Genomic DNA, 23,951 nt, shown 5'->3' on the forward strand with positions numbered 1-23,951 from the left:
GTGGAGGTACGTGCCGGGTTACCGGGCCGCGTAGCCGAAGCGGCTGCCGGCGGCCGGGAGGCCGCCCGTGCCGGGCTGGTACGTGGTCACCGCGGCGACGGTGCCGCCGGCGGTCACGTTGGACAGCGGCAGCGCGTGCAGGGCGCCGTACGTGGACGGGCCGTTGGGCATGCCGACGTACAGGCTGGTGCCGGTGAAGTGGATGCTGCTGCCGACGGCCTGGCCCGCGCCCGGGGTGCCGGGGATGCCGTCGCCGTCGCCGGCCTCCAGCCAGCGGTCGTTCGCGCCCGGCGTGCCGAGCAGCGAGAAGGTGTGGACCGCGCCGGCCTTGGCGAGCGAGCCGACGGCCTCGCCGGGGACACCGACCGCGAGCTTCATCGTCGCCGTGGTGCTCACCGAGCGCGGCGCGGTGTTGATCGCGGTGACGGTCTCGCCCATGCGGTCGCCGGGCTCGGCGGAGCCGCTGACGTCGTCCTCGGCGGTGCCCTGCTTGAGCTCGGCCAGCTGGCTGCCGGCCCCTGCGGCGGTGACGCGGAAGAGGATCACCCGGCCCGCGTCCGGGTTGGGGGAGTCGCCGACCGGCAGGTCCTCGCCGGGCGACCCGATCGCGAGGATCGAGTCGGTGGCGGCCGCGGCGCCCGCGGGGCGGTACTCGGTCAGGGAGAGCGACTTGCCGAACTCGTCGCCCGCCTCGGAGCCGCCGGAGACGGTGTCGAGGTCCTGGTCGAGGCCGAACAGCGGCTTGGGGTGGCCGTCGGCGTGCAGGGTGTGCGAGAAGACGGCGAGGTTGCCGGAGGCCGCGTCCCCGCTGATGTCCTCGTTGGGGGCGCCGATCGCGATGTGGTTGGCGTCGGCCGCGACCGAGGTGCCGAAGCCGTCGTTGGTCTCGGCGGTGCCGGGGACGTCGGTCTTGTCCTGGTGGACACTCGCGTTGATCTTGCCGCGCAGGTAGAAGGCCATGCCCGCCTTGGTCATGGTGCCGAGGGACTCCCCGGGCACACCGATCACGACGTACGGCTCACCTGCCGCGGTCTCCCCGGCCGCGAGGGCGTGGCCCATGCGGTCGCCGGACTCGGAGCTCGACGCGGCGATGGAGCCCGCGCCCTCGCCCTGCTGGAAGTGCGTGACCTTCACGGTGCCGGTGCCGAGGCCGCCGGGGGCGCCGTGCAGGATGTCGACCATGCCTCCGTCGGTGGCGGTGCCGAGGTCCTCGCCGGGGGTGCCGACGACGAGGTCGGTGCAGCCGTTCTCGTCGTAGTCGACGGTGTCGATCGCCTCGCCGAAGGCGTCGTTCGCCTCGGCGGAGCCGGAGACCCAGGCGAGGGCCTGGCTGATCTCGGCGGTGCCCTTGCCGCCGCCGTACACGATGCGGACGAGACCGGCGCCGGCGTTCCCGCCTACGGTGCCCTTGGGGTCGGCGATCGCGATGTCCTCGACGCCGTCGCAGTTGAAGTCGGTGACCCGGGCGGCGTCGGTCTTGGCGGTCACCCAGGAGCCGAGGTCGTCGACCCGGGCGGTGATCCCGCCGGTACGGGTCTCGGCCGTGTCGATGCCGAAGCAACCGCCCTGGTACGACCGGCTGCTGAGCGCGGCCAGCTGGTGCGTGCCGCTCACGACGCGGACCACGGGGCCGCCGGCGTCGCCCGCACACGCGGCCGCGCCGTCCTTGCCGGTGACCGTGGCGGTCGTGGTGGCGGCGGAGTCCACGGAGAGTGTGCCGGTGTGCAGGTTCAGCGGCGCCCACTCGTCCTTCGTACGGCCGTAGCCGGCGAAGCTCAGTTGTTCGCCCGCGGTCGGGGCGGCGGTGGCCAGCGCGACGGGGGCGACATTCGTGACCGGTCGGTTCAGGCGGGCCAGGACCACGTCTCGGTCGGTGCGCGGGACGAGCTCCACGACCTCGCGCACCGCGCCCTCGGTGGTGGTGAGATCGGCACGGCCGATGGTCGCCGTCGTCTTCAGCGCGGGCTTGCCGGCGGGCACCGCGAGGCTCGCGGCGGGATTGTCGGCGAAGCAACTGGCCGCGGTCAGCAGCCAGTCGGCGGCCACGAGGACGCCGGAGCAGCCGTGCGTGTTGCCGCCGATGTCGAGCTGGGCGGTGTAGGCGAAGGTGGTACCGGTCGCGGCGGGGCCGGTGACGGCGGCGGCCGGCGTGGCGCACAGCGCGAGGGGCCCGGCGATCAGGGCCGCGGCCAGCGCGGAGCGGCGAAGGGGTGCGGTGCGTCTCATCACTTGGTGCTCCTGATCTCCACGAGCATGAACTCGCGCCCCTGCTCGTCGGCGCTCTCGCCCACCGCGGTCCAGGCGTTCTCCTCGACGTCGTACGACTTCTCCTCGTCGGCGACGGTCATGTCGACCGTGGTCGCGTAGTCGTTGCCCTTGACGCCGTAGACCGACGGGATCTCCAGGGTCAGCCAGCCCGAGTTGCCGGTGACGCGGAAGCAGACCTTGTCATGGCTGCGGGCCCAGACCTCCAGCAGGCCGGTCTGGCTCGCGCAGTCGGCGAGGACGATGTGGCCGTCGCCGCGCTTGAGGGTGATGTTCCGCTCCGCGAGGATTTTGTCGGCCCCCGGGTAGTCGAAGTTCTCCACGGCGTAGCCGGGGGCCTCGTCGGCGACGGCCGAGGTGCCGCCGGTGGCGGCCGGGGCGCCTGCCATCACGAGCCAAGCCAGGGCGCCCGCCCCCACGGCGGTACCCAGAGCGCGTGTGATCGCGCTGCGTGCCTTCATAACTGTCCTAGTCGTCGGTTCCGTCGAATACGCGGAACGTGGAGGAAAGGCCGGGAAATAAAGGCAGCACGAAATATGGGCACCTCAACACCCCCCGTAAAACCCCCGTCAAAACAAAAATTGCCAGAGCCCACCCTTTGGCCGGACTATGCAACCCCATTGCTTGAACTTTGTCCAGTCGGATGAAACCGCCGAAAGGCCCCACAAGGGGCCCCAAAATCGCGTGACCTGGGCCACTTGCCCTTCCGCTCCGTCAGACAAAGCGGGCACTTTTCCCACCTCGAGTGAATTCAGCGGCATAACACGCGTGATCCTTCTTCCGCGATTTTCGACCGGTGAAGAAAAGTGGGGTCAATGCTGACGATCAGAAGGCCGCACAGACGGTCCCGGCCACCATGACGGGTAATGGCGGTCGCAGCCCTCGTGATGGCCGCGACCCTTTCCGGGACCACCGTCTCCGAGCGGGGGCAGGTGCTCGCCGCCTGGCGCTTCGGCGGCGAGCCACCCGGGACGCCGCCGAGCAGACGCTGACCGGTTCCGACGCCGCGGTGAAGTCGTTCCTGGAGACAGACCTGCGGATCGCGTCCGAGGAGGACGACCGCGTCGAGGTCCTGACCCTGATGAACCAGAGCGGCCCGGGGGTCCGCGCCGCCGCGCAGCAGGCCCTGGGCGGCACCGCGGAGGACATCAGCACCTTCTTCACGACCGGCTGGCAGGCCCCGAACGACGACGATCTGCGGGTCGCGGTGCTGCGCGAGGTGAACACCGGCGGGCGTGCCGTGCAGAAGGCCGGACAGGCGGCGCTGGACAGCGGCTCCACCGAAGCCCAGGAGGCGTTCCTCACGGGTGGGCCGGCGAAGGCCGTGGCGGAGGACGAGCGCGTCGAGACGCCGGCCGTCATGAACGTCGGCGGCACCCTGGTGGAGCAGACCGCCGCCGAGGCCCTGGACGGCAGCGCCTCCGACATCCACGAGGTCCTGGACAACGGGCAGCGCTCTGGCCCGACATCACGTCACGCGCCCCGCAGGAGACCTGCGGGAGCTCGCTCTTCGACTCCACGTCACGCGGACACGTGCGGCCGAAGGCGGCTCCTACGAGTGACCCAGTTCCGCCGCGTCCTCGTCCGCCAGCACCGGCACCGACCCCGAGTCCGGTGCCGGGCGCAGCGGGAACGGGTCCACTCGGGTCTCGTCGATCACCGGCGGGGCCGGCTGCGGGGGCTTCGGCATGACCGCCGCCTCCGAGTGGCCTCCGCAGCCGTAGGACAGGGACACCACGCGGCCGTCCGCCGGGGCGAACTCGTTGGCGCACAGGCCGAAGGCCTGGCCCAGCGAACCTCCGAGCGGGACCAGGAAGCCGCAGCTGACGCAGGGCGCCGGGGCCGCCTGGGCCATCGGCGTCTGCGCGCCGAAGGACTCCTCCCAGCGGTCGGCGGCGACATGGAGGCCGTAGCGGGACAGGACCCGGGCGCGGCGCATGCCCAGTTCCTCGGCGACCGCGGCGATCGAGCCGCGGGTCGGGGCCACCGGGAGGTGCGAGGGGGTGCCCGCCGTGAGCTCCGCGTCCTCCGCCTCGACCAGCTCGGCCATCTCCTCGGAGACGGGCGCGCTCGGCAGCGGTTCGTCCTCGCCGGTGTAGCCGGGCTCCAGGCGGAGGTCCTCGGCGTCGGTGGGGAGCAGATCGCCGGGGCCCATGTCGCCGGGGCGCAGGCGTTCACTCCACGGCACCCACTCCGGCGCCAGCAGCGCGTCGGGGCCGGGGAGCAGCACGACCTCGTCCAGCGTCACCAGCTTCGCGCGGGAGGCGCGCGCCACCGTGACGGCCCAGCGCCAGCCCCGGTATCCGAGCTCCTTGCACTCGAAGAAGTGCGTGACGACACGATCGCCCTCGGAGACCAGGCCCGAGTGCTCGCCCACCACACCGGGCGCGGCGGCCTCCTCGGCGGCGGCGCGGGCGAGGTCGACGGCCTCGGCGCACAGGCGGTCGGGGGTGCGGCTTCGCGTGGTCGCTGCGCTCACAGGTATCGCTTCTCTCCTACGCCGTCACTCGGGTGCGCCGGCCTGAAGGCGGCGGGTGCGGACGGAGCGGACCAGAGGACCGCGTCGACGTCCGCGCCCGATCGCGCTCGGGCGCACCTGCTCCTATCCATTCTGCGGGATGTCAGAGAGGCGCGCGGCCGAGAACGTTCGCCACGGCGCGCTACGCACGCTACCTGTTCGCCGCCGCTCGGCCTACACCGACGTGATGATCCGTTGCCTCCGGTGGCGCTTCATATGCGTTCATACGCGCGGTAAGCGCACTACTCACAGCTTTCTCGGGGCACTATGACGGGGTGGCAGCGGCGAGGACACCCCAGGGAGCCACCGGGACCAGTGGCGGTACGGGCCGGATGACAGGGTCCGTCCGTGCCGTCGGGCGTGCCCTGCACCTCCCGTTCACCGGTACGGCCCGGGGGATCCGCAAGGCGACCCACGCGCACGGGGCGGGCGAGTCCGGTCTCGGCAAGCTGATCGAACTGCACGCCGTCAACGGCGCGGGTGACGTGATGATCACCGTCGCGCTCGCCTCGACCGTGTTCTTCTCCGTGCCGACCGACGAGGCCCGTGGGCGCGTCGCGCTCTATCTCGCCATCACCATGGCGCCCTTCACGGTCCTCGCGCCCGTGATCGGCCCGCTCCTGGACCGCCTCCCGCACGGCCGCCGCGCGGCCATGGCGGGCGCGATGCTCGCCCGGGCGATGCTCGCGCTCATCATCGCCGGGGCGGTCGCCACGGGCAGCCTGGAGCTGTATCCGGCGGCTCTGGGCGTACTGGTGGCCTCCAAGGGGTACGGCGTCGTCAGAAGCGCGGTCGTGCCCCGGCTGCTCCCGCCCCGCTTCTCCCTGGTCAAGGCCAACTCCCGCGTCACCCTCGGCGGCCTCCTGGCCACCGGTGTCGCGGCCCCCATCGGCGCGGGGCTCCAGGCCGTCGGACCGCGCTGGCCGCTCTACGGCGCCTTCGTGATCTTCATCGCCGGGACGTTCCTGTCCTTCTCCCTGCCGCCGAAGGTCGACTCGGCCAGGGGCGAGGACGTGGCGCTGCTCGCCGCCGACGAGGAACATCTGCACGGACCGCACCTCAAGCCCGTCAAGCGGCCCGGGCTGCGCACGGTCGGCACCGCCGTCACCCACGCCCTCGGCGCGAACGCCGCCCTGCGCTGGCTCTCCGGCTTCCTCACCTTCTTCCTCGCCTTCCTGCTGCGCGAGCATCCGCTGACCGGTGAGAGCGCGGCGGTCTCCCTGGGCCTGGTGGCCGTGTCGGCGGGCGCGGGCAACGCGCTCGGTACGGCGGTCGGGGCCTGGCTGCGCTCGAGAGCGCCGGAGATCATCATCGTGACGGTGGTGGCGTTCGTGCTGGGCGCGGCGATCACGGCGGCGATCTTCTTCGGGGCGTTCCTGGTGGCGTGTCTGACGGCGGTCGCCGGATTCTCACAGGCCCTGTCCAAGCTGTCCCTGGACGCGCTGATCCAGCGGGACGTGCCCGAACTCGTCCGCACCTCGGCGTTCGCCCGCTCCGAGACGCTGCTCCAGGTGTCCTGGGTGTTCGGCGGCGCGGTCGGCATCGTGATGCCGCTCAACGGCTACCTGGGCCTGTCCGTGGCCGCCGCGGTCGTCGCCGCGGGCTGGCTGGCCACCGCGAAGGGACTGCTCAGCTCGGCCCGGCACGGCAACGCGCCCAAGGCGCGCGTGGCCTGACCCGCCGCCGACGCACGGCACGCCGTACCCCGCATAAGGCGACCGTAGGACGTGCCAGATAGCCTTCCGCCATGACCACGCTGCAATCCGATGTGCGACGCCGCCGTGCCGTCGCCGCCGCCGGCCTCGTTTCCGCCGGACTGCTCGTCCTGTCGGCCTGCGACAAGCCGACGCCGCGCGTCACCGTCACGGTCGGTTCGACCTCGGTGAGCTCCGAGGCCGTCTGCTACGACGACGGCAACGACCTCGGCCAGGCGAAGGCCGCCAAGTGCGCCCTGGAGAAAGGCGACGCCAAGACGATCAAGGTCAAGCAGAGCGAGACCCTGCGCGTCGGCGTCGACCAGAAGATCGCGGACACCGGCTGGGCCCTGTGGATCAACGGCCAGCAGATGACCTACGTGTACAAGAAGTCGTACTACGCCTTCGACGGCGTCGACCTCTTCGCCCAGCAGCAGGGCCAGGCCCCGCAGAAGACGCTGTACATCAGCATCGTCGAGCAGGACAAGACGACCTCGGGCCAGAGCAAGGAACACAAGGGCGTGTGGAACTTCAAGCTGGAGAACTCCGACTACTGATCCGTCGGAGCCGTAGCTGATGCGCATCCTCGTGGCCACCGCCGTCCCGGTCGAACGGGACGCGGTGGCTCGCGCGTTCGAGGGCACGGCGTCGGCCGTCGACGTCGTCGCCGTGGGGGTGGGGCCCGCTCTCGCCGCCGCCCGCACCGCCACCGCGCTCACCATGGCCGCCGTGGAGGGTGCTCCCTACGGCCTCGTCGTCTCCGCCGGGATCGCGGGCGGGTTTCTGCCGCACGCGCCACTCGGGTCGCTCGTCGTCGCCGACGAGATCACCGCGGCCGACCTCGGGGCCGAGACCGCCGAGGGGTTCGTGCCGGTGACCGACCTGGGGTTCGGGGTCGTCACCCACCGTCCGCCCGAAGCACTCGTACGTGCCGCCGTGGCCGCGACCGGGGGCCGGGCCGGGGCCGTGCTCACCGTCTCCACGGTGACCGGTACGGCCGCCCGCGCGATGGCCCTGAGCGAACGCCATCCCACCGCCCTCGCCGAGGCCATGGAGGGCTTCGGCGTCGCCGAGGCGGCCGGGGCGCACGGGGTGCCCGTGCTGGAGATCCGGGCCGTCTCCAATCCGGTCGGTCCACGCGACCGGGCCGCCTGGCGGATCGGCGACGCGCTCGCGGCCCTGACCGAGGGGTTCGGGAAGCTGACGCCCGTACTGGAGGGTTGGAAACACCATGACGACTGAGCCGCTGCAGATCGCGTACTCGCCCTGCCCGAACGACACGTTCGTCTTCGACGCGCTGGCCCACGGCCGGGTGCCGGGGGCGCCTTCGCTGGACGTGACCTTCGCCGACATCGACATCACCAACGGGATGGCGGAGCGCGGTGAGTTCGATGTGCTGAAGGTGTCGTACGCCGTGCTGCCGTACGTCCTCGACGAGTATGCGCTGCTGCCCTGCGGGGGTGCGCTGGGGCGCGGGTGCGGGCCGCTGGTGCTGACGCGGGAGGCCGGCGTGGACCTCACCGGCCGTACCGTCGCCGTGCCGTCCGAGCGGTCGACGGCGTATCTGCTGTTCCGGCTGTGGGCGGCGGACGTCCTCGGGGGCGGGGTCGGGGAGATCGTCGTGATGCCGTTCCACGAGATCATGCCGGCCGTGCGGGACGGCCGCGTGGACGCCGGGCTCGTCATTCACGAGGCGCGGTTCACGTATCAGAACTACGGGCTGCACAAGCTCGCGGACATGGGCGAGCACTGGGAGTCGACGACGGGGTTGCCGATTCCGTTGGGGGCGATCATCGCCAAGCGCGCTCTCGGTGCCACGAGGCTGGAGTCGCTCGCCGAGTCCATCCGCACGTCCGTGCGGGCCGCTTGGGACGAGCCCGAGATGTCCCGGCCTTATGTCATGGAACATGCGCAGGAGATGGATCCCGCTGTCGCCGATCAGCACATTGGTTTGTACGTCAACGAGTTCACCGCGGACCTCGGGGAAGACGGATATGCCGCGATCCGGGGGCTGCTGACCCGGGCGGCCGCGGAAGGCCTTGTGCCCGCTTTGGGACCCGACGCGTTGTCGTTCACCTGACGCGTCCTCGCGGGGCGCTCGGCCATTGGGCCAGTTTCAGCATTCCCAGGACTCGGTGGATCAGGAAGCCGGCGAGCGGCAGTTCCACGCACACCGCCAGTGCCGCCGACCACCAGACCTCCGGGGTGCCCAGGGCCAGCGACACGTCGAACCACGCGTCGCAGACCAGCAGGGCACCCGTCGACACGGCCGCCACCACGACCCCCCGGTGGCGACGCCAGCCGAGCAGGGCCGTGGCGGCCATCGCCACCAGGAGCAGGACGTCGAAGCCGACCCAGGTGGTGCGCCACTGGCGCACCGTGTAACCGCTGGGCAGCGTGAACGCCAGCAGGATCGTCCACGGGACCAGGCCCACGGCGCACACCGTGAGCAGTTCCAGGGTGTGCCGCCGCTGCCGCCGGACGCGCTCCAGCAGCTGCGGGGACGGCGCCTCGGCCTCTGTCTCGCTCACTACACGTCGAGTTGGTCGGCGACCGCTCGCAGGAGACCGGCGATCTTCCCGCCGGCGGCCTTGTCGGGGTAGCGGCCGCGCTCCAGCATCGGCGTGATGTTCTCCAGGAGGGTCGTCAGATCCTGGACGATGGAGGCCAGTTCGTCCGGCTTCTTGCGGGTCGCCGCCGCGACCGAGGGGGTCGGGTCGAGGATGGCCACCGAAAGTGCCTGGTCACCGCGCTGCCCGGCGACCACCCCGAACTCCACCCGCTGTCCGGGCTTCAGTGTCTCGACTCCGGCAGGGAGGACGGAGGAATGGACGAAGACGTCACCGCCGTCGTCGCGGGAGAGAAAGCCGAAGCCCTTCTCACTGTTGAACCACTTGACCTTGCCGGTAGGCACGTCTGTCCTCGTCCTCGTACTCGTCGGAAAACTGCTTCTGAAACGGCTCTTGATAGCACTGGGGCGGGTCGTCGGGACCCGCCGGTTCCCAGGCTAATGGTCTTCAGGCCGGTGACAAGACGTCGCCCGGTTGTTCCTTCGCGCAGGGAACTACCCTGGTCCGGTGCGTGACAAAACCCAACCGAATTCCGCCGCTCCCGGTGACCGACTGATCCGTGCCGGAGCCATCGTCTTCTTCATCGGTGCGGTGGCCACTCTGGTCACCGTGGCCCCGTTCCTGCTCGGAACGACGCCTTTTCCGACGTACATGTTCGGATTGAGCATGCTCATGGCTGTCGGGTTCGTGGTGGCCGGTGCGGGCGTGCTGCAATCGGTCGCGGCGGGAAGGCGTCAGGCGCGGGCCGGAAGACAGCCCGCACGGTAGTCCGAAAACCACCCCGGGAACTCGGTGAGATCTCCGAGGACGACATCGGCTCCGGCCTCGCTGAGTTCCTCGGCGGTGCACGGTCCCGTGGGCACCGCGACCGAGAGCGCCTCGGCGATTCGTGCCCCGCGCACATCGCCGGTGTGGTCGCCGACGTACACGCGCGCCCCGTGCTCGCGCAGCGCCTCGCCCTTCTGCTCGGCCCACAGGTTGCCGATCACCGCGTCCGGCTCCAGGCCCAGGTGCTCCATGTGCAGCTTGGCGTTGGGCTCCCACTTGGCCGTCACGACGATCGCCCGCCCGCCGGCCGCCTGTACGGCGCCTATGGCCTCGCGGGCGCCGGGCATCGCCAGGGTGCCGGTGATGGCGTACGACGGGTAGAGCTCGCGGTAGAGGTCCGACATGGCCGGGATGCGGTCCGCCGGAAACCAGTACGCCATCTCCTCCTCCAGCGGCGGCCCGAGCCGCGTGACCACCAGGTCGGCGTCGACGTACGTCCCCGTCCGCTCCGACAGCTCCACCCAGCAGGCGCGGATGCCGGGGCGGGAGTCGATGAGCGTCATGTCGAGGTCGAAGCCGACGGTCGGGGCGGTGATGCTCGCAGAGGCCATATGGGCCATTGTGCCCGGGCGGCGGGGTGAGCGGACACCGGATTTACGCGGCCTACCGCTGCCGCTGCGAGCGCCACACCAGGAACAGCGCCGACGCCACGGCCGCGCCCCGCACCACCCATGGCCACGTCTCGGAGATCGCGTCGTTCATGTGGCCCTGGGCGATGGGCTCGCCCCAGCGGCCCTCGTTCCTCCCCCACAGCCAGACGAGCCCCGCGGTGAGCGAGAGGCCGGGCAGGAACACGACGGCCCATTTGGTCTCGGTGTCGGACAGCCGGCGCGAGGCCCAGGCGATGAGCCAGCCGACGATCAGGACGAGCAGGTTGCCGAGCACGGCACCGGCGACGAGCAGGGCGGCGGCGAGCAGGAGGAGGGGGTTGCTCCAGCCGCCGGCTCCCGAGCCGACGGCCCGGAGGAAGGGGCGCCTGCGGGCCGGGACGGCCTCGACGACCGGTTCCGCGGCCTTCGCGACCGTCTTCGGCCTCCACCAGGCGGTACGGGTCTTCACCACCGGCGCCTGCGCCGCCTGCTCCACGGCCGGCGCGAGCTCGGGTTTCTTCTCCTCCTTGGGCGGCGGGGGCTTGAGCAGCTCCGGGATCTCCACTCCGCCCACGAAACCCGGCACGCTGTCGCCGACACCGAAGGGACTGCTGTCCACCCGCCACCAGTCGGGCTGCGCCGCACTGTCGCCGAGCTCGTCAAGGCCGGCCAGATGCGGCCCGTGGGACGGGTCGCGGTCGGCGGCCGGGGCGGGCTGCGGCGGGGTCCCGGGGCGCGGCCGGGGGACGACCTTGCGCAGGCCCTTGGGCCGCTCGGTCTCCTCCGGCTCACGGTTCCGCTGTACGGGCATGGAGACGACCGGCGTCTGCGGGGCACTGCCCGCCGTGCCTCCGGCGGCGGTGACCACCTCGTCGGGGCTGCCCAGCCTGGCGATGATCCGGCGCACGGCGGCGGGCGAGTCCACGGTGACCTTGGCGCGCCGCCGGTCGATCTCGTTGCGCAACTCCGAGACGAGTCTCATCCGGGTGGACGACGGCAACTGCCGCTGCTGCGCGACGTCTCCGACGCGGCTCAGATACTCGTAGACGACCTGGTCGCTCTCGATACCCACGAAGTCCCCTCCGGGGTTGGTGCGTTGGCTCCCTCGTGGGACGAAACTAGCGCACCGCCCCCGGGGACGCGCACCCCCGCGGACCGCACCTGCTCGGCCCGGCCGCCGCAGGCAACCCGCTACCGTTGGTCGGATGAGCAACCCGGCCGTACCGCCGCGCTCCCTCGCGGAAGCGCTCCGGGCCAGGGACGACGCCTCCCTGGCCGCGCTTCTGCGTGCCCGCCCCGACCTCATCACCCCCGTTCCCACGGACCTGACGCAGCTCGCGACCCGGGCCGGGACGCGGGCGTCGGTGGTGCGGGCGCTGGAGCGGCTGGACCGTTTCGCGTTGCAGACGGCGGAGGCACTGGCCGTGGCCGCGGACCCGGCGCCGTACGAGGAACTGCGGGCGCTGCTGACCGGCGACGGCGGCGACCCGGCCGTCTCTTCGGCGCTCCCTCGTGCCCTTGCCACGCTGCGGGAGCAGGCCCTGGTGTGGGGCGACGACGACCGGCTGCGGCTGGTGCGCACCGCCCGGGAGCTGCTCGCGCCCTCGCCGCAGCATCCGTCGCCGACCGGGCTCGGGCCGACCGTGCAGGAGGCCACGGCGGGGATGTCGCCGGGCCGCATCCAGGACATCGTGACGGCGACGGGGCTCGGCTCGACCCACGACGCGGTGTCGGCGGTGGCGTCGCTGACCGCCCTGTTCAGGGACAGCAAGCGGATGTCCGCGCTGCTCGCCGGGCTCCCGGAGGAGTCACGGGAGGTGCTCACCCGGCTGGTGTGGGGCCCGCCGTACGGCCAGGTCACCGCCGACCCGGCGGCCCATCTGCGGCGCCTGCTGGACCTGGGGCTGCTGGTGCCGACGGCGCCCGGGACGGTCGTACTCCCGCGGGAAGTGGCCCTGCATCTGCGCGGCGGCCGTGCGCACCGCGCGGTGGAGCCGCTGCCGCCGACCGTGGAACCCGCGGCGACGCACCGTCCACAGGTTGTGGACGCGACGGCGGCCGGGCAGGCGTACACCGCGCTCGCGACCGTCGAGGAGCTGCTGAAGGACTGGGACGAGGGCGGGCCCGCGGTGCTGCGAGCGGGCGGCCTCAGCGTCCGCGACCTCAAGCGCACGGCCGTCGCCCTGGACGTGGCGGAACCGGTCGCCGCGTTCTGGGTCGAGCTGGCGTACGCGGCGGGCCTGCTGGCCTCCGACGGTGAGGCGGAGGAACGGTACGCGGCGACCCCGGCCCACGACGAGTGGCTGGAGCAGCCCGCGGCACAGCGCTGGGTCCGTCTGGTGGAGGCCTGGCTGACGGCGACGCGGGTGTCCGGCCTGGTGGGCGGCCGGGACGCGAAGGAACGCACGCTGTCGACGCTGGGCCCGGGACTCGACCGCGGTGCGGCGCCAGAGGTACGGCACCGGGTGCTGACGCTGCTGGCGGGGCTGCCGGAAGGCGCGTCGCCGTCGAAGGAGTCGGTGCTGGCCCGGCTGCGCTGGGAGCGTCCGCTGCGGGGTCCGCAGCGCGAGGACGACCTGCGGTCACGGCTCGCCGAGTGGACGCTGGCAGAGGCGGAGCTGCTGGGAGTGACGGGACGGGGGGCGCTGTCGGGGCACGGGCGGGCGCTGCTGGGCGCGACCGCCCCGAAGACACCGGACCAGGCACCGCAGGGCCCCGGGGACAAGCTGCCCGTGCACCATCGCCCCACCGTCGCGGAACCCCTCTCCCCCGCCGAGCAGGCCACCGCGTCCGCCGCGGCCGCCCGGCTGCTCGCGCCGTTGCTGCCCGAGCCGCTGGACCACGTCCTGCTCCAGGCCGACCTGACCGCGGTGGCCCCCGGTCCGTTGCAACGGTCGTTGGCCGACGTGCTGGACGTGCTGGCCGACGTGGAGTCGAAGGGCGGGGCGACGGTCTACCGCTTCACCCCCGGCTCGGTACGCCGTGCTCTGGACGCCGGCCAGTCCGCCTCCGACCTGCACGCCTTCCTCGCCGCACACGCCCGGACGCCGGTGCCGCAGCCACTGACGTATCTCATCGACGACGTGGCGCGCAGGCACGGTCACCTGCGGGTCGGCGCGGCCTCCGCCTACGTCCGCTGCGACGACGACGCCGTCCTCAACGAGATCCTCGCCGACAAGCGCGCCGCGGGCCTGCGTCTGCGCCGCCTGGCCCCGACGGTGCTGGCCGCGCAGGCCGACCCGGCGTCACTGCTGGACGGCCTGCGCGCGATGGGCTTCGCCCCGGCCGCCGAGTCCGCGGAGGGCGACGTCCTGATCACCCGCGCCCACGCCCACCGCACCCCGCTCCGCACGGCCCCCGAACCCGTCCCGGACGGCCCGCCGATCCCCGACGCGACGCTCCTGTCGGCCGCGATCCGGGCGATCCGGGCAGGTGACCTGGCCTCGACGACCCCCCGCAGACAGACCGACCGGCCCCCGCCCGCCACCGGCGAGCTGCCCCGCACCAACTCCGCCGAGACCCTCGCCACCATGCAGGCCGCCGTCCTCACCGGCGAGGCCCTGTGGATCGGTTACGTCAACGCCGAAGGTGCCGCCAGCCAACGCCTCATCGCCCCCGTCCGTGTCGAGGGCGGCTTCGTCACGGCCTACGACCACACCGCGGACGAGGTCCGCACCTATCCGCTGCACCGGGTGACCGGGGTGGCGGAGCTGGCGGAGGAGACGTAGGGCTCGAAACCGGCGCTTCCGGGAGGGGGCGGAGGGGAAACGCTCTCCTGGACAGGACCGCGTGTCCGGCACACTCGGTGTCTTCGGCGAAGGGGATTTCATGGCAACGACGATCCGCAGGGCGGTCATCCCCGCGGCGGGGCTGGGATCCCGTCTCCTGCCCCTGACGAAGGCGACCCCGAAGGAGATGCTGCCGGTCGGCGACAAGCCGGTCATCGAGCACACCGTCCGGGAACTGGTGGCGTCCGGCATCACCGACATCACCATCGTCGTCTCCGGCGGCAAGGGCCTGATCCAGGACCACTTCCGCCCCAACCCGGCCCTTGTCGCGCAGCTGCGGGCGGACGGCAAGACGGCCTACGCGGACGCCGTGGAGGAGGTCGGCGAGCTCTCCCGGCTCGGGCACATCACCTACCTCGACCAGCACGGCCCGTACGGCAACGGCACCCCGGTCCTCAACGCCGCGCGCAACGTCGGCGACGAGCCGGTCCTGGTCCTGTGGCCGGACGACGTCTTCGTGGCCGAGGTCCCGCGCGCCCAGCAGCTGATCCGCGCCTACGAGGCGACCAGCTGCCCGGTCCTCGCCCTGCTGCCGATGGACCCGGCCGACTCGCAGCGCTACGGCGTGCCCCGGGTCAAGGAGGACCTCGGTGACGGGCTGCTGCGCATCACCGGCCTGGTCGAGAAGCCGAAGCCGCAGGACGCGCCCTCCGCCTACGCGGCCATCGGCGGCTATGTCATCACCCCGGGCATCATCGAGGAGCTGCGCAGCCAGACCGAGCGCTGGTACGAGCACCGGACCGGCGAGATCTACCTGACGGACGCCATCAACGCCTACGCGAGCAGCAAGGCCGTCTACGGCCAGGTCATCCAGGGCCGCTGGTACGACACCGGCAATCCGCTGGCCTACCTCACGGCCCAGTTCGCCGCCGCGCTCGCCGACCCGGAGTACGGCCCCCACCTGCGCCGGCTGGCCGAACTCGCCGAGGACCGGCCCTGACGGTCAGCAGTCCACGACGGCGGCGCCCGCGGGCAGGCCGAAGTGGGTGCGGGCCTTGTCCTCCAGGGCGCCGGAGGACATCGCGTCCTGCGCGAGCGAGGCACCGACGATCCCGAAGCGGTCCCTCGTCCACCGGGCGTTCCCGGCACCGTCGGGAGCCTCTTCCTGGGACACGACCCGGTAGCCGCCCGCGGCCGCGTGATCCCGCTCCAGCCGCACCACCTGCGGGACCTGCCCGGCGCTGCACTCCACCAGGGTGTCGTGGCGCACGCCGTACTCCACGCACAGCGTGGTGACGTCCGCCCGCACGTCGTCCCCGTGCTCCTGGAGGCCGAGCGCCTCCGCCCGGCAGAACCAGCGTGCCTTCAGGGCGGGCACCGTCTCGCCGTATCCACTGCCCCGCGCGTCGGCCGTGATCCGGGCCTCGATCAACGGCCGGACCTCGTCCCACAGCCGTGTGTCGACGTCGGTCGCCGGCCACATCGCGTAGGCACCGGTCGCCACCAGCACCGCGACCGCTCCCCCGCCGACCACCCATCTGCCCGCAGACATCCCCATGTGTCCTCCCCACCCCGCTCCCGTCAGTCAAGACACACGAGCAGGGGACGGGGTTGCACGCCGCCGAGCTCCCTTGATCGTCCCTGGTTGAGGCACACTGGACGTTTGGCCCGTGCGGAAGGATGCATGTACGTGAACGGTCCTCTCATCGTCCAGTCCGACAAGACCCTGCTGCTCGAGGTCGATCACGAGCAGGCCGACGAGTGCCGTCGGGCCATCGCGCCGTTCGCGGAGCTGGAGCGGGCGCCCGAGCACATCCACACCTACCGGGTGACCCCGCTGGGGCTGTGGAACGCGCGGGCCGCCGGACACGACGCCGAGCAGGTGGTCGACGCGCTGGTGCAGTACAGCCGGTATCCGGTGCCGCACGCCCTGCTCGTCGACGTCGCCGAGACGATGGACCGGTACGGGCGGCTCACGCTCAGCAAGCACCCCGCGCACGGGCTCGTGCTCACCACCACCGACCGGCCGGTGCTGGAGGAGATCCTGCGCTCGAAGCGGATCATCCCGCTGGTGGGGGCGCGGCTCGACCCGGACACCGTGGTCGTGCACCCCTCCGAGCGCGGGCAGATCAAGCAGACGCTGCTGAAGCTGGGCTGGCCCGCCGAGGACCTCGCGGGGTACGTCGACGGCGAGGCGCACGCGATCGAGCTGGACGAGCACGGGTGGGCGCTCAGGCCCTATCAGAAGCAGGCCGTGGAGAACTTCTGGCACGGCGGCAGCGGGGTCGTGGTGCTGCCCTGTGGTGCCGGTAAGACCCTCGTCGGCGCCGGGGCCATGGCGCAGGCCAAGTCGACCACCCTCATCCTCGTCACCAACACCGTCTCGGCCCGGCAGTGGAAGCACGAGCTCATCAAGCGCACCTCCCTGACCGAGGAGGAGATCGGCGAGTACAGCGGGACGCGGAAGGAGATCCGGCCCGTCACCATCGCCACCTACCAGGTGCTGACGACCCGGCGGAAGGGCGTCTATCCGCACCTCGAACTCTTCGACTCCCGGGACTGGGGGCTCATCCTCTACGACGAGGTGCACCTGCTGCCGGCGCCCGTCTTCAAGTTCACCGCCGACCTCCAGGCCCGGCGCAGACTCGGGCTGACCGCGACCCTCGTGCGGGAGGACGGGCGGGAGTCGGACGTCTTCTCGCTCATCGGGCCCAAGCGGTTCGACGCGCCGTGGAAGGAGATCGAGGCGCAGGGGTACATCGCGCCGGCCGACTGTGTCGAGGTGCGGGTGAACCTGACCGACTCCGAGCGGCTCGCCTACGCCACCGCCGAGCAGGAGGAGAAGTACCGCTTCTGTGCCACGACCGCGACGAAGCGGAAGGTCACGGAGGCTCTTGTTCGGCGGTTCGCGGGCCAGCAGATCCTGGTGATCGGCCAGTACATCGACCAGCTCGACGAACTCGGCGAGCATCTGAACGCTCCCGTCATCAAGGGCGAGACCTCCAACGCCCAGCGCGAGAAGCTCTTCGAGGCCTTCCGGCAGGGCGAGATCAGCGTGCTGGTGGTGTCGAAGGTCGCGAACTTCTCGATCGACCTGCCGGAGGCGACGGTCGCCATCCAGGTCTCGGGGACGTTCGGATCACGGCAGGAGGAGGCGCAGCGGCTGGGGCGGGTACTGCGCCCGAAGGCGGACGGCCACCAGGCGCACTTCTACTCCGTCGTCGCCCGCGACACGCTCGACCAGGACTTCGCCGCCCACCGCCAGCGGTTCCTCGCCGAGCAGGGGTACGCCTACCGGATCGTGGACGCGGACGAGATCCTGGCCGACGACAGCGCGTGAATCGGAGCCCGGGTCACGGCATCGGGAGCGTGAAGACCAGCACCAGTACGGTCAGCGGCGGCAGCACCGCCAGGGCCGCCAGCCATGCACGCAGGGCCGACCAGCGGCGGTGCCAGGGCAGCGCCCAGGAGGCGACGAGCGCGGGCAGGGTGACCAGGATCCCGAACCCCAGGGTCGCGTAGATCGCGGTCACGGAGGTCGTCAGTGCCGACGGGCAGCCGTCGGGGCCGCAGGAGTCGCCGGCCATCGCGGACAGGCCGCCGAAGAGGAGGGCGGGCGGTCCGAGGAGGACCAGGAGGATCGTCGCGATGAGGGGGGCCACCCAGGCGTGGCGGTCCTGGTCGGTGGCGTGAACCGGTGCGGTCGCTGTCGTCATGCGTCCGAGTGAACCGCCCGAGGGGACGGACAGGCATCGGCTCGGGTACTCATCCCGGACCGTGCCCCGTACTCACCGGTGACGCCGGACGACGCCCGCCTCCTCGCCGTACTCGCCGAGTATGACCACGTCGAAGGCGGCGCCGGCGATGACGCGGACGGCTCGCAGGGCCTGGCCGACGCGGTGGCGGTGGGTGAGGCCGGAGAGGGGGGTCGCCCCGGACGGGCGACCGGGAGCTGGGGTGAAGGTCGCTGCACTCATGTCTCCATAGTGGCCTTCGAGGCATAAGGAGGGCATCGGTCCCAGGTAGCCACTTCCTGTGCTACCTGAGTACACCCCCTGGGTGGAGGCACCCCTACGGGACGGCGGGCCCGACCCTGAGACGCGGGAAAATTCGTTGGCCGCCTCACACCCCGCCGGTCTAGAATCTCCGCTCTTGCCCGCCTCCCTCCCGGAGCGCCGCCGACCGGACGGAAACCGGCCGGCACACCGCTGCCGTCCACCCGGCAGCCATCCACCCCGCAGCACCTTCGGAGGCACCCCCTTGTCCAGGCCGCCCACGCCCGTGCCCGTAGCCGACGACCCCCTCGCCCGCGAACGCTCCCACCTCGCCGGCTCCCGTGCCGCACTGCGCGCCATGCGTGAGGACGCCGAGTCGCTGGACATCAAGGACGTCACCGCGAACTGGGTCAACGCCGAGGTCCTGGCCCGCCAGATCGGCGAGCGCATCAAGTCGCTGGCCGACCTCAGCGACACCCCCCTCTTCTTCGGCCGCCTCGACTACCTGCACTCCCCCGGCGCCGACCGGGCGGAAGGCGCGGAGGGCGAGCGCTTCTACATCGGCCGCCGGCACGTCCACGACCACGACGGCGACCCGATGGTGATCGACTGGCGTGCGCCGGTCTCGCAGCCGTTCTACCGGGCGTCCAAGAAGGACCCGATGGACATCGGGCTGCGCCGACGTTTCGGCTACACGCGCGGCGAGATCACGGCCTACGAGGACGAGCACCTCTCCGACCCCGCCGAGGCCGCGACCACCAGCAAGCTGCTCCAGCGGGAGATCGAGCGCCCGCGCGTCGGCCCGATGCGCGACATCGTCGCGACCATCCAGCCCGAGCAGGACGAGATCGTACGGTCCGGACTCGGCGGCACGGTCTGCGTACAGGGGGGTCCCGGCACCGGGAAGACCGCCGTCGGCCTGCACCGGGTCGCGTATCTGCTCTACGCCCATCGCGAGCGGCTCGCCCGCACCGGCACCCTCGTCATCGGGCCGAACCGTTCCTTCCTGCACTACATCGAGCAAGTGCTGCCCGCTCTGGGTGAGTTGACGGTGAAGCAGGCGACCGTCGACGACCTGGTGTCGGCGGGCCTGGAGGTGCGCGGCACCGACGACGCGGCCGCCGCCGTCCTCAAGGGCGACGCGAGGATGGCGGAGGTGCTCAAGCGGGCCGTGTACGCGCACGTGACCATGCCCACCGAGCCGGTGATGGTCGTCCGCGGGTCGCGCAGGTGGCGGGTCCCGGCGTACGAGATCGAGGAGATCGTCCGGGAGTTGCTCGACCGGGGCATCCGTTACGGCGCCGCCCGCGAGGCGCTCCCGCAGCGCATCGCGCACGCCGTGCTGGTGCAGATGGAGCGGTCCGGGGAGGCGCCGGACGACCGGGTGCAGGACGCGGTGGCCCGTAACGCGGCGGTGAAGGCGGCGGTCAAGGCGATCTGGCCGCCGGTGGATCCGGCGAAGCTGGTGCTCCGGCTGCTGACGGACGCGGACTTCCTCGCCGTCCACGCGGAGGGGATCCTCGACGAGGACGAGCAGAAGACGATTCTGTGGAGCAAGCCGGTCCGGAGCGTGAAGTCGGCCAAGTGGTCCGCCGCGGACGCGGTGCTGATCGACGAGGCGACGGACATCGTGGAGCGCACGCACTCCCTGGGGCACGTGGTCCTCGACGAGGCGCAGGATCTGTCCCCCATGCAGTACCGCGCGGTCGGCCGCCGCTGCTCCACGGGTTCGGCGACCGTCCTCGGCGACCTCGCGCAGGGCACCACACCCTGGGCGACGCGGAGTTGGGACGAGGCGCTGGCCCACCTGGGCAAGTCCGACGGGGTGATCGAGGAGTTGACGGCGGGTTTCCGCGTGCCGACGGACGTCATCACCTACGCCTCCCGCCTCCTCCCGCACATCGCGCCGGGCCTGACCCCGGTCGCGTCGGTCCGGGAGAACCCGGGCTTCTTCGATGTCCGCCCCGTGGAGACCACGGACCAAGTGGTCGCCGCGTGCGAGGAGTTGCTGCGCAACGAGGGCTCGACCGGTCTGATCGCCGCCGACGCCCGCGTCCCGGAGCTGGCGGCGGCGCTGACCACGGCCGGCATCGGCCACCTGGCCCCCGGTGAGGAGACGACGGCCGAAACCCGTCTGACCCTGGTCCCGGCGTCCCTCGCCAAGGGCCTCGAGTACGACTACGTCGTCCTGGACGAGCCGCAGGCGGTGGTGGACGGCGAACCGGACGAACGCACGGGCCTGCGGCGGCTGTACGTGGCGCTGACCCGAGCGGTGTCGGGGCTGATCGTCACCCACGCGGCGCCGTTGCCGGCGGCGCTCGCCGGGTAGGGTGCTGCTCCGTTCCGCCATGTCCCCCCGGAGAGGCCCCCGTTGAGCACGCCACCGCCCTCGCATCCCGTGAATCCGCCTACTCCGGGGCCTTATCCGCAGACGCCGGTTCAGGGGACGTATGAGCAGGCGCCCGCTCCGGGGCCTTATCGGCAGCCACCGGCTCCTGGGGCGTACCAGCAGACTCCGGGGCCGCATCAGCAGCTGCCGGCTCCCGGGAGGTTTCAGCAGGCTCCCACCCCCGGGCCGTACCAGCACGGGCCGTACCAGCAGACGCCCGCTCCGGGGCCGTATCAGCAGCCACCGGCTCCCGGGGCGTACCAGCAAGGGCCGACGCCCGGGGCGTACCAGCAAGGGCCGACGCCCGGGGCGTACCAGCAAGCACCCGCCCCCGGCCCGTACCAGCAGATGCCCGCCCCCGGTCGGCCGCAGCAGTACGGCGGTGGGATGCCCGCGGGCGGACCGGGACCGGCGGCCTGTCAGATCTGCGGGGCGGCACCCGCCGCGCCGGTGACGGTCCGGGGTCACCAGGGCATGGTGGTGATCATGAAGTTCCTGAAACGCGAGGGGCTGTTCTGCCGCACCTGCGCGCTGGCGAGCTTCCGGGACATGCAGGCGGACACGATGGTGCTGGGCTGGTGGGGTCCGCTGTCGCTGCTGATCACGCCCTTCACCCTGCTGACCAACCTCGGCGCGCTGTCCGGCATCCGACGGATCCCGGAACCGGTCGGGCCGGGTTTCCGGCCGCCCCTGGACCCCGGCAAGCCGGTGTTCAAGCGGCCGGCGGGCATCCTGGCCCTGATCCCGATGGGATTGCTGGGCCTGGCGGTGTTCGCGTTCACACTGCTCGTGATCATCGGCGCGGTGGTCGGGCCGAGCCGGGAGAGCAGCAAAAGCAGTGAGAGCGGTGGGCTGTCCGACTACCCGAACCAGGTCTACCCGACCCTGACCGTCGGCTCGTGTGCCCGCAACGACGCGACCTGGCCCTACGAGGACCTCAAGGCCGAGCCCTGTGACTCCTCGGCCGCGCAGTACCGCGTTCATCCCTGGACGAACGACACGTGCACGTCCGGGGACCATTCCGTCGGCCCGATGTACAGCAAGGACCACGACAGGCCCTTGTGTCTGCGCCCACTGAAGGGCTGACGGGGCCGCCTCGCACTGCCGTCCGCCGGGCGCGGGTTAGTCGCGGCTGGTCGCGCCCCGCGCGGAGCCGCTGACGTCACAGCCCCGCGGCCCCGAGAAGTTCTGCTCACCCTTCGTCCAGGACCCGCCGCCACTCCCGTACCGCCTCCGCCGACACCGGTGCCTCCCAGCCGCCCGGCCTCGCCGCACCCCCGATGTGGAACGCGTCGATCCCCGCCGCCCGCAGCCCCCGCACATGGTCCAGCCGCAGCCCCCCACCGACGAGGAGCTGCTGTTCGTACCCCGGTTCCCCCGCCCGCGCCGCCTCCGCGAGCAGCACGGGAAGCCCCTCGTCGACTCCGGCCGCCGACCCTGCCGTGAGGTACGTGTCCAGGCCGGGCAGGTCCGCGAGCTGCTTGCGCAGCGCGTCCCGGTCCGCCGCGTGGTCGATGGCCCGGTGGAAGGTCCAGCGGCAGCCGTCCACCTCCGCGGCCACCCGCTCGACGGCCGCCAGGTCCACCTCACCGGACACGTCCAGGAACCCCAGCACGAACTCCTGGGCCCCGGCGTCCGCCACCTCCCGGGCCGCCCGGGCCACCCGCGAGACGTCCCCCGCCCCGAACCCGTCCGACAGCCGAAGCATCACCCGCACCGGGATGTCCACGGCGGCCCGGATCGCGGCGACCGTCGAGACCGTCGGCGTCAGACCGTCCGCCGCCATGTCGGTCACCAGTTCCAGCCGGTCCGCGCCTCCGGCCTGGGCGGCGATCGCGTCCTCGGCGTCCAGGGCGATCACCTCCAGGACTGCACGCTTGCTCATGGGACCCCATTCGTCGACGGTCTCGGGCGGCTACAGGTCTAGTCCAATTCCAGAATACGCCGCTCCGGGGTCCCGCTCACCAGCGCATCTCAGCCGAAGATGTTCAGCTCCTTCGCCTCAGCCCCCGCGAGCTCGTACCCCCGCCCCTCCACCGGACGCCCCGAGTACAGCCGTACGAGGGTCGCCGCGTCCCCGATGTACCGCGCCGGAGTGCGGTCACCGGCCACATCGCCCAGGCGCAGCGGTTCGTCCAGGTCGTCGACGTCGGCGTGGAGGGGCAGGTGACCGCGCTCCCAGGTGGTCCGGGCCAGCAGGGCGAGCGCGTCCGGAAGGCCGGCACCCGCGTACGCCCCCGGCTCCCCGAGGACGTCCCGTACATCCCCCGCATGCACCCTCCCCCACTGCCTTAAGGGCGTGGGGGGACCCCCACCCCCAACGCGATGATGTCCAGCACCCCACCTGCTCCGGCGATCACCGGCCCGGCCTCCGTCATCCCGCGCTCCAGCTCGTCCACGACCTGCCGGTTCGACCCGTCCGCGCGCTCGGCGATGTCCCGGTCGTTCGACGCGGGCGAGAAGACCCCCTTCTCGAACCGGCCCTCCACCACCCGCGTCAGCGCGGACGAACAGTGCGCCAGCACGTCCCGCACGCTCCACCCCTGACACGCCCGCGTCGGCAGCGCGAAATCGGCGTCCGGGCGGGAGCGCAGGAGGGGGATCAGGGCGTCGCGCGCTCGCTGGTCAGGAGGCGGCCGGGGAGGTCGGGATCACGTACGGCGTCGGTAGCCACGTCCGTAGTCATGGGGGTCAAACTGCCAAGGCGCGCCGCGCGGGACAATGAGGCCATGGCCGATCTCGACGACCTCCGCGACCGTTTCGCCCATGCCCTGGAGAGGGCCCGTCCCGGGGCCGAAGGGCCCGACCCGGGGCCGTACGCCGACAACCTGCTCACCCGCTGGCAGGAGCCGCAGCGCCGGTACCACACCGTCCACCACCTGACGGCGGTCCTCGACCACATCGACGTGCTGGAGGAGTACGCGGACGACCCGCATCTGGTGCGTCTCGCGGCCTGGTTCCACGACGCCGTCTACCTCCCGGACCGCTCGGAGAACGAGGAGCGCTCCGCCCGACTGGCCGAACGCGCCCTCCCCGAGGCCGGACTCTCCCAGGAAGGCACGGCCGAAGTAGCCCGCCTCGTCCGCCTCACCACCACCCACGCCCCCGCCGACGACGACCGCAACGGCCAGGTCCTCTGCGACGCCGACCTCGCGATCCTCGCCGCCCCGCCCTCCGCCTACGCCGCCTACACGGCCGCCGTACGCGAGGAGTACGGCTTCGTCCCGACCGACGCCTTCCGCGAGGGCCGGTCCGGAATCCTGAGCCAACTGCTGGATCTGCCACGCCTGTTCAGGACGCCGTACGGGGAACGGGAATGGGAGGCCACAGCCCGTTACAACCTCACCTCGGAGCTGGAAATGCTGTCGCTCTGA

At 72.1% G+C, this 23,951-nt stretch carries 22 protein-coding genes and 2 pseudogenes; 12 read left to right on the forward strand and 12 right to left on the reverse strand.

Annotated features, from left to right (window positions below; translation table 11 throughout):
- Nucleotides 1–18 precede the first annotated feature (18 nt).
- On the reverse strand, nt 19–2,226 hold the full coding sequence (locus tag QF027_RS21715; RefSeq protein ID WP_307076422.1) for a S1 family peptidase: 2,208 nt from the start codon (nt 2,224–2,226) through the stop codon (nt 19–21).
- The gene (locus tag QF027_RS21720) at nt 2,226–2,726 is read right to left on the reverse strand and encodes a hypothetical protein (RefSeq protein WP_306979720.1); all 501 of its coding nucleotides are present in this window, start codon (nt 2,724–2,726) and stop codon (nt 2,226–2,228) included. The genes QF027_RS21715 and QF027_RS21720 overlap by 1 nt, the downstream gene beginning before the upstream one ends.
- A 620-nt stretch (nt 2,727–3,346) precedes the next feature.
- Between QF027_RS21720 and QF027_RS49630 the strand changes: the two are divergent.
- A pseudogene (locus QF027_RS49630) lies at nt 3,347–3,529 on the forward strand (ALF repeat-containing protein); the annotation flags it as partial.
- 288 nt (nt 3,530–3,817) lie between these two features.
- Here the strand turns inward: QF027_RS49630 and QF027_RS21730 are convergent.
- Complete coding sequence (locus tag QF027_RS21730) at nt 3,818–4,744, reverse strand: DUF3027 domain-containing protein (protein WP_306979716.1); 927 nt, start codon at nt 4,742–4,744, stop codon at nt 3,818–3,820.
- 371 nt (nt 4,745–5,115) lie between these two features.
- On the opposite strand from QF027_RS21730, the gene QF027_RS21735 reads away from it, so the two are divergent.
- The 4 genes from QF027_RS21735 to QF027_RS21750 all read left to right on the forward strand — a co-directional run bounded on the left by QF027_RS21735 (nt 5,116) and on the right by QF027_RS21750 (nt 8,557).
- Nucleotides 5,116–6,459, forward strand: a complete 1,344-nt coding sequence (locus QF027_RS21735; RefSeq protein ID WP_307076426.1) for an MFS transporter — start codon at nt 5,116–5,118, stop codon at nt 6,457–6,459.
- 71 nt (nt 6,460–6,530) lie between these two features.
- The gene (locus QF027_RS21740) at nt 6,531–7,034 is read left to right on the forward strand and encodes a hypothetical protein (protein WP_306979713.1); all 504 of its coding nucleotides are present in this window, start codon (nt 6,531–6,533) and stop codon (nt 7,032–7,034) included.
- A 19-nt stretch (nt 7,035–7,053) separates the two neighbouring features.
- Nucleotides 7,054–7,719 (forward strand): futalosine hydrolase, encoded by a 666-nt coding sequence (locus QF027_RS21745; protein ID WP_306979710.1) that lies wholly within the window; start codon nt 7,054–7,056, stop codon nt 7,717–7,719.
- Entirely contained in the window at nt 7,709–8,557 is an 849-nt protein-coding gene (locus QF027_RS21750; protein WP_306979708.1) for a 1,4-dihydroxy-6-naphthoate synthase, read from the forward strand. The genes QF027_RS21745 and QF027_RS21750 overlap by 11 nt, the downstream gene beginning before the upstream one ends.
- On the opposite strand, the gene QF027_RS21755 is transcribed toward QF027_RS21750, so the two are convergent.
- Together QF027_RS21755 and QF027_RS21760 are read right to left on the reverse strand one after the other, a co-directional pair.
- On the reverse strand, nt 8,550–9,008 hold the full coding sequence (locus QF027_RS21755; RefSeq protein ID WP_307076428.1) for a hypothetical protein: 459 nt from the start codon (nt 9,006–9,008) through the stop codon (nt 8,550–8,552). The two genes, QF027_RS21750 and QF027_RS21755, sit on opposite strands and share 8 nt — an antisense overlap.
- Nucleotides 9,008–9,391, reverse strand: coding sequence for a cold-shock protein (locus tag QF027_RS21760; RefSeq protein ID WP_007382863.1), 384 nt, complete (start codon nt 9,389–9,391; stop codon nt 9,008–9,010). The genes QF027_RS21755 and QF027_RS21760 overlap by 1 nt, the downstream gene beginning before the upstream one ends.
- A gap of 163 nt (nt 9,392–9,554) precedes the next feature.
- Here QF027_RS21760 and QF027_RS21765 point away from each other — a divergent pair, with 163 nt between their 5' ends.
- Complete coding sequence (locus tag QF027_RS21765) at nt 9,555–9,815, forward strand: hypothetical protein (RefSeq protein WP_057608587.1); 261 nt, start codon at nt 9,555–9,557, stop codon at nt 9,813–9,815.
- Here QF027_RS21765 and QF027_RS21770 read toward each other — a convergent pair.
- Both QF027_RS21770 and QF027_RS21775 read right to left on the reverse strand, forming a co-directional pair.
- Nucleotides 9,782–10,426, reverse strand: a complete 645-nt coding sequence (locus tag QF027_RS21770; protein WP_307076431.1) for an HAD family hydrolase — start codon at nt 10,424–10,426, stop codon at nt 9,782–9,784. The genes QF027_RS21765 and QF027_RS21770 overlap by 34 nt on opposite strands.
- A gap of 52 nt (nt 10,427–10,478) precedes the next feature.
- Nucleotides 10,479–11,537 carry a hypothetical protein gene (locus tag QF027_RS21775; RefSeq protein WP_307076432.1) on the reverse strand — a complete coding sequence of 353 codons (1,059 nt, stop codon included), beginning with the start codon at nt 11,535–11,537 and terminating at the stop codon, nt 10,479–10,481.
- A 133-nt stretch (nt 11,538–11,670) separates the two neighbouring features.
- Here QF027_RS21775 and QF027_RS21780 point away from each other — a divergent pair, with 133 nt between their 5' ends.
- Both QF027_RS21780 and QF027_RS21785 read left to right on the forward strand, forming a co-directional pair.
- Nucleotides 11,671–14,193 carry a helicase C-terminal domain-containing protein gene (locus QF027_RS21780; RefSeq protein WP_307076434.1) on the forward strand — a complete coding sequence of 841 codons (2,523 nt, stop codon included), beginning with the start codon at nt 11,671–11,673 and terminating at the stop codon, nt 14,191–14,193.
- Nucleotides 14,194–14,293: 100 nt separating this feature from the next.
- A complete protein-coding gene (locus QF027_RS21785; RefSeq protein WP_306979694.1) occupies nt 14,294–15,193 on the forward strand; it encodes a UTP--glucose-1-phosphate uridylyltransferase in 900 nt (299 codons plus the stop codon).
- Between the two features lie 3 nt (nt 15,194–15,196).
- On the opposite strand, the gene QF027_RS21790 is transcribed toward QF027_RS21785, so the two are convergent.
- On the reverse strand, nt 15,197–15,745 hold the full coding sequence (locus tag QF027_RS21790; protein WP_307076436.1) for a hypothetical protein: 549 nt from the start codon (nt 15,743–15,745) through the stop codon (nt 15,197–15,199).
- A 138-nt stretch (nt 15,746–15,883) separates the two neighbouring features.
- Between QF027_RS21790 and QF027_RS21795 the strand changes: the two genes are divergently transcribed.
- Nucleotides 15,884–17,533: a DNA repair helicase XPB gene (locus QF027_RS21795; protein ID WP_307076438.1), complete on the forward strand. Its 1,650-nt coding sequence runs from the start codon at nt 15,884–15,886 to the stop codon at nt 17,531–17,533.
- A gap of 13 nt (nt 17,534–17,546) precedes the next feature.
- Here the strand turns inward: QF027_RS21795 and QF027_RS21800 are convergent, their stop codons facing one another.
- Nucleotides 17,547–17,909 (reverse strand): hypothetical protein, encoded by a 363-nt coding sequence (locus tag QF027_RS21800; protein ID WP_307076440.1) that lies wholly within the window; start codon nt 17,907–17,909, stop codon nt 17,547–17,549.
- 72 nt (nt 17,910–17,981) lie between these two features.
- Nucleotides 17,982–18,170, reverse strand: coding sequence for a hypothetical protein (locus QF027_RS21805; protein WP_306979686.1), 189 nt, complete (start codon nt 18,168–18,170; stop codon nt 17,982–17,984).
- Between the two features lie 376 nt (nt 18,171–18,546).
- Here QF027_RS21805 and QF027_RS21810 point away from each other — a divergent pair, with 376 nt between their 5' ends.
- Both QF027_RS21810 and QF027_RS21815 read left to right on the forward strand, forming a co-directional pair.
- Nucleotides 18,547–20,517 (forward strand): HelD family protein, encoded by a 1,971-nt coding sequence (locus QF027_RS21810; RefSeq protein ID WP_307082452.1) that lies wholly within the window; start codon nt 18,547–18,549, stop codon nt 20,515–20,517.
- Between the two features lie 447 nt (nt 20,518–20,964).
- Nucleotides 20,965–21,663 carry a hypothetical protein gene (locus tag QF027_RS21815; protein WP_307076442.1) on the forward strand — a complete coding sequence of 233 codons (699 nt, stop codon included), beginning with the start codon at nt 20,965–20,967 and terminating at the stop codon, nt 21,661–21,663.
- A 106-nt stretch (nt 21,664–21,769) separates the two neighbouring features.
- Here the strand turns inward: QF027_RS21815 and QF027_RS21820 are convergent, their stop codons facing one another.
- Entirely contained in the window at nt 21,770–22,462 is a 693-nt protein-coding gene (locus QF027_RS21820) for a copper homeostasis protein CutC (RefSeq protein ID WP_307076445.1), read from the reverse strand.
- An 89-nt stretch (nt 22,463–22,551) separates the two neighbouring features.
- Nucleotides 22,552–23,263: pseudogene (locus tag QF027_RS21825) on the reverse strand (maleylpyruvate isomerase family mycothiol-dependent enzyme).
- Nucleotides 23,264–23,306: 43 nt separating this feature from the next.
- Between QF027_RS21825 and QF027_RS21830 the strand changes: the two are divergent.
- Nucleotides 23,307–23,951 carry an HD domain-containing protein gene (locus QF027_RS21830; protein WP_307076447.1) on the forward strand — a complete coding sequence of 215 codons (645 nt, stop codon included), beginning with the start codon at nt 23,307–23,309 and terminating at the stop codon, nt 23,949–23,951.

The organism is Streptomyces canus (genome assembly GCF_030816965.1).
Taxonomy (GTDB): domain Bacteria; phylum Actinomycetota; class Actinomycetes; order Streptomycetales; family Streptomycetaceae; genus Streptomyces; species Streptomyces canus_E.

Bases quoted from the DNA above. Each gene is read 5' to 3' on its own strand.
- QF027_RS21715 (WP_307076422.1), bottom strand. From the start codon at position 2,226: ATGAGACGCACCGCACCCCTTCGCCGCTCCGCGCTGGCCGCGGCCCTG.
- QF027_RS21720 (WP_306979720.1), bottom strand. From the start codon at position 2,726: ATGAAGGCACGCAGCGCGATCACACGCGCTCTGGGTACCGCCGTGGGG.
- QF027_RS21735 (WP_307076426.1), top strand. From the start codon at position 5,116: ATGACAGGGTCCGTCCGTGCCGTCGGGCGTGCCCTGCACCTCCCGTTC.
- QF027_RS21740 (WP_306979713.1), top strand. From the start codon at position 6,531: ATGACCACGCTGCAATCCGATGTGCGACGCCGCCGTGCCGTCGCCGCC.
- QF027_RS21745 (WP_306979710.1), top strand. From the start codon at position 7,054: ATGCGCATCCTCGTGGCCACCGCCGTCCCGGTCGAACGGGACGCGGTG.
- QF027_RS21750 (WP_306979708.1), top strand. From the start codon at position 7,709: ATGACGACTGAGCCGCTGCAGATCGCGTACTCGCCCTGCCCGAACGAC.
- QF027_RS21770 (WP_307076431.1), bottom strand. From the start codon at position 10,426: ATGGCCTCTGCGAGCATCACCGCCCCGACCGTCGGCTTCGACCTCGAC.
- QF027_RS21780 (WP_307076434.1), top strand. From the start codon at position 11,671: ATGAGCAACCCGGCCGTACCGCCGCGCTCCCTCGCGGAAGCGCTCCGG.
- QF027_RS21785 (WP_306979694.1), top strand. From the start codon at position 14,294: ATGGCAACGACGATCCGCAGGGCGGTCATCCCCGCGGCGGGGCTGGGA.
- QF027_RS21790 (WP_307076436.1), bottom strand. From the start codon at position 15,745: ATGTCTGCGGGCAGATGGGTGGTCGGCGGGGGAGCGGTCGCGGTGCTG.
- QF027_RS21800 (WP_307076440.1), bottom strand. From the start codon at position 17,909: ATGACGACAGCGACCGCACCGGTTCACGCCACCGACCAGGACCGCCAC.
- QF027_RS21805 (WP_306979686.1), bottom strand. From the start codon at position 18,170: ATGAGTGCAGCGACCTTCACCCCAGCTCCCGGTCGCCCGTCCGGGGCG.
- QF027_RS21810 (WP_307082452.1), top strand. From the start codon at position 18,547: ATGCGTGAGGACGCCGAGTCGCTGGACATCAAGGACGTCACCGCGAAC.
- QF027_RS21815 (WP_307076442.1), top strand. From the start codon at position 20,965: ATGCCCGCGGGCGGACCGGGACCGGCGGCCTGTCAGATCTGCGGGGCG.
- QF027_RS21820 (WP_307076445.1), bottom strand. From the start codon at position 22,462: ATGAGCAAGCGTGCAGTCCTGGAGGTGATCGCCCTGGACGCCGAGGAC.
- QF027_RS21830 (WP_307076447.1), top strand. From the start codon at position 23,307: ATGGCCGATCTCGACGACCTCCGCGACCGTTTCGCCCATGCCCTGGAG.